This window comes from Martelella sp. (genome assembly GCF_984369615.1).
The window spans coordinates 1-3,838 of sequence record NZ_CFHTCS010000395.1 but is presented as its reverse complement, the minus strand read 5'-3'; the positions used below and the strand labels follow the sequence as shown (position 1 = coordinate 3,838).

Genomic DNA, 3,838 nt, shown 5'->3' with positions numbered 1-3,838 from the left:
GGTGAGGAAAGTCCGGGCTCCACGGAAACACGGTGCCGGAGAAAGTCCGGCGGGGGCGACCCCAGAGACAGTGCCACAGAAAGCAAACCGCCCTGCCTTGTCGCAGGGTAAGGGTGAAAGGGTGGGGTAAGAGCCCACCGCGCCGGCGGCAACGCATGGCGGCACGGTAAACCTCACCGGGAGCAAAACCGAATAGGGATGACGCGGCGCTTGACGCCAGCCTGTTTCCAGGCCGGTCATCCGGGTGGGTTGCGAGAGGCAGCGCGCAAGCGCTGTCCCAGATGAATGGCCGCCACGTTCTGCGGGAAACCGCAAGAGCCATACAGAACCCGGCTTACAGGCCAACTGGTCTTTCTTCTCCTCTTTGGTCCGTTTTGGGCAGGCGCGCCACGCGTCTGTCGCAAGCTCCGCGTCTTATCAAATAACTCTAATATTTTCAGTCGGTTGCGACGGAAAGCTTTCATTAACAGCCGGCTGGTAGATTGGCGGTTTGAAGCGGTTTTCCGGCACGGCTAATAGCAGGTTGTCCCATTGACGCCCAATTCTGCCCATGTTATCCCATTAACCAAGAGTTCGCCGTCTGCGGCATTTGGGCGGCAAATCAGTTCTAAGTCTTTGTATTTCATGCTGAATTCGCCCTTTGGGCGAAACGGGTTTCTTGTGTCTTTTTTGGAGTGGGCTGTCGAACGGAGGCCGCCAGGGTCTTCGGTGGGTTTGCGTCATGAACCGGTTTCTTTCCAATGCGACCAAGAAGATCGATGCGAAGGGGAGGGTCTCGGTGCCTGCGGTCTTCCGCACTGTGCTCGCGGAACGAAAGATTGCGGAGCTCTACTGCTTCCAGGATTTCATCTTCCCCGCCATCTCCATCGGCGGTCCCGATCTTCTCGACCGTTTCGAACGGCAGATCGATCAGGAGGACCCGTTCTCGGCAGAAGCAAACAGCATGTCGCTGCTGATCCATGGCGGCGGCGTGTTTGCCAAACTCGATGCCGAGGGGCGGCTGATGATCACGGATTTCATTCGCGACTTCACCGGCATCGACAGGGAGGTCACTTTCGTGGGTCGTGCGGACCACTTCCAGCTTTGGGAGCCGCAGGCCTTTCAGGAGGCGCAGGCCGAGGCGCGCAGGGCGCGTTCGAGGCCGCGTGCCGGCGGGTAAACGGACGAGGATGCGGAATGTCGGGGACACTTGGCAGCGCGGATGCCAATGGCGGACCGGTTCGCCACATTCCGGTCATGCTTGCCGAGGTGCTGGGTGCGCTTGCACCGGCACCCGGCAAGGTCATTCTCGACGGCACGTTCGGCGCCGGCGGCTATTCCAGGGCGCTGCTTGATGCCGGCGCAACGGTTATCGGTCTCGATCGCGACCCGACAGCCATTGCCGCGGCGAAAGACATGCTGACGGCCTATGGCGACCGCCTGACGCTCCATCACACCCAGTTCTCGGCTCTCGATCGGTTTGCGCCCGAAGGCGGGCTCGACGGCGTCGTACTCGACATCGGCGTTTCCTCCATGCAGATCGACGAGGCCGAGCGCGGCTTCTCCTTCCAGAAGAACGGGCCGCTCGACATGCGCATGTCGGGCGAGGGGGTATCGGCCGCCGATGTCGTCAACCGCGCCAAGGTCTCCGACCTCACCCGCATCTTCGGCATTCTCGGCGAGGAGAAGAATGCGGGCCGCATTGCCCGCGCCATCGAGAAGCGCCGACAGGACGAGCCGTTCGTCACCACGCGCGACCTTGCCGGGCTGATCGAGATCGTGACGCCCCGCCGCGCCAAGGACAAGATCCATCCGGCGACCCGCGTGTTCCAGGCGCTGCGCGTCTATGTCAATGACGAACTCGGCGAGCTGGCCGGCGCGCTTCTGGCGGCCGAGCGCGCGCTGAAGCCCGGCGGCGTGCTTGCCGTCGTCACCTTCCACTCGCTGGAAGACCGGATCGTCAAGCAGTTTGTCAGTGCCCGTCTCGGCAAGGCCGGCGGCTCGCGCCATCTGCCGGCGGTCGAACCGGAGCCGGCGCTGTTTTCGCAACATGGCAAGGCCATGGTTTCGGCCAGCGACGCCGAGGCCGCCGACAATCCCCGTGCGCGATCGGCCAAGCTCAGGGCCGCGATCCGCACGGATGCTTCCGCGCCGCAAACCGGGCTCGACGCCTTCGGCCTGCCGGCCCTTGCCGATCTTCACCGCCTTGGAGGCTTCGAGAACTGATGCTGCGTCCGCTCGATCTCATTCTCATTCTGGTGATGGTGGCGACCGCGACCGTCACCTACACGATCAAGTACAGCGCCGAGGCGACGCTCGACGAGGTGCGCAGCCTCGAGGACCAGATCGCGCTCGAGGAAAACAATATCGACTTGCTGAAGGCCGACGAGGCGCTTCTGACCCAGCCCGCCCGCATGGCGCGGCTTTCCGAGTTCTTCGCCGCAGAGCTTGGCCTTCAGCCGGCCGAACCCGAACAGATCGCGACGCTCGACCAGCTTCCGCCGATTGCGCCGGAGCCGCAGCCGGAAGACCTTCCGCCGCTGATGGCCGGGGACGCGCCCGACGGCACGGATATCGTCATAACCGGATCGGTGACACCATGATGAACCTTCCCCGCATCTTCAAGAGAAAGCCGAAAGCCGCCGAACGCGGCGCCGAAGAAGCGGCGCGGCCGGATGTTTTTCAGGGAACGGCGAAGAAGCGCGTTAATCTGGCGCGCAGTCGCGTCGCCTTTGTCACCGTCGCCTTCGTCGCCGTCTACGCGATCATCGGCGGCAGGCTGGTTCACTATTCGCTGGCCAAGGAGGATGGCACCGTTGCCCGAGCGGCCATGCCGCTGACGCTGGCGCGACGACCGGATATCGTCGACCGAAACGGCGCCGTCCTTGCCACCGATGTCCGGATGATGTCGCTTTACGCCGACCCGTCGATGATCACCAGCGCTGACGACGTTCTCGATTCGCTTCTGCCGATCTTCCCCGATCTCGATGCCAAGCGCGCCTATCGGCTGCTGAATTCCAAGGGCGAGTTTGTTTGGCTCAAGCGCCAGATCACGCCCAAGCAGCAGAGCCAGGTGCTCGCCGCCGGCGTGCCCGGCGTCGGCTTCCGTCCGGAAGTGCACCGTTTCTATCCCGGCGGCCCGCAGGCGGCCCATATTCTCGGCCTCGTCGATATCGACAATCACGGCCTGTCCGGCATCGAGCGCTACATGGACAGGACCGACGGCATTTCCGGCCTGATGGGCCTTGGCCTGTCCGGCGCGATGGACCTGAAGCCGTTCGAGACATCGATCGATCTGCGCGCCCAGAGCATCCTGCGCGATGTGCTGGTGGAAGGCGTCAATAAATTCCATGCCATCGGCGCCACCGGCACCGTTCTCGACGTCAATACCGGCGAGATCGTCGCGCTCGCCTCGGTGCCCGACTTCGATCCGAACAATCCGCCGCCCGCCACCGATCCGCGCATGCTGAACGACGCGATCACCGGCGTTTACGAAATGGGCTCGACGTTCAAGATTTTCACGCTGGCGATGGGGCTGGAGTCCGGCAAGTTCACGATGGACAGCCTGGTTGACGCGAAAACGCCTCTGATCTTCGGTCGCTCGCGCATCCGCGACGACCACGCCCAGAACCGGATCCTGACCTATCCGGAAGTCTTCACATATTCCTCCAATATCGGCGCGTCGCGCATCGCCGCCGCCGTCGGCCCGGACTATCAGCGCACATTCCTGGAGGATCTCGGCCTGCTAGACAAGATCGACACCGAGATCGGCGGCGCGGGAACGCCCCAGCGGCCGCAGAAATGGGGCGGCGTTTTCTCCGCGACCGTTTCCTTCGGCCAGGGCGTGACCACGACATCG

General features: G+C 63.4%; 4 protein-coding genes and 1 other RNA gene. All 5 read left to right on the top strand.

Translation table 11 applies throughout. The annotated features are described in order from the left end of the window. An RNA gene (rnpB, locus tag AC5DC2_RS20980) (RNase P RNA component class A) lies at window positions 1-353 on the top strand; the annotation flags it as partial. A gap of 368 nt (window positions 354-721) precedes the next feature. Further along, the gene (gene mraZ / locus AC5DC2_RS20975; protein ID WP_024708074.1) at window positions 722-1,159 is read left to right on the top strand and encodes a division/cell wall cluster transcriptional repressor MraZ; all 438 of its coding nucleotides are present in this window, start codon (window positions 722-724) and stop codon (window positions 1,157-1,159) included. Between the two features lie 17 nt (window positions 1,160-1,176). Continuing rightward, window positions 1,177-2,205 (top strand): 16S rRNA (cytosine(1402)-N(4))-methyltransferase RsmH, encoded by a 1,029-nt coding sequence (gene rsmH / locus AC5DC2_RS20970; protein ID WP_491699892.1) that lies wholly within the window; start codon window positions 1,177-1,179, stop codon window positions 2,203-2,205. Then, window positions 2,205-2,582: a cell division protein FtsL gene (ftsL, locus tag AC5DC2_RS20965; RefSeq protein ID WP_024708072.1), complete on the top strand. Its 378-nt coding sequence runs from the start codon at window positions 2,205-2,207 to the stop codon at window positions 2,580-2,582. The genes rsmH and ftsL overlap by 1 nt, the downstream gene beginning before the upstream one ends. After that, window positions 2,579-3,838: peptidoglycan D,D-transpeptidase FtsI family protein (locus tag AC5DC2_RS20960; RefSeq protein ID WP_491699891.1), on the top strand; the 1,260-nt coding region annotated here is incomplete at its 3' end. The genes ftsL and AC5DC2_RS20960, both read left to right, overlap by 4 nt.

Excerpts from the sequence above, each read along its gene's own strand:
- ftsL (WP_024708072.1), top strand. The coding sequence starts at position 2,205 with ATGCTGCGTCCGCTCGATCTCATTCTCATTCTGGTGATGGTGGCGACC.
- rsmH (WP_491699892.1), top strand. The coding sequence starts at position 1,177 with ATGTCGGGGACACTTGGCAGCGCGGATGCCAATGGCGGACCGGTTCGC.
- mraZ (WP_024708074.1), top strand. The coding sequence starts at position 722 with ATGAACCGGTTTCTTTCCAATGCGACCAAGAAGATCGATGCGAAGGGG.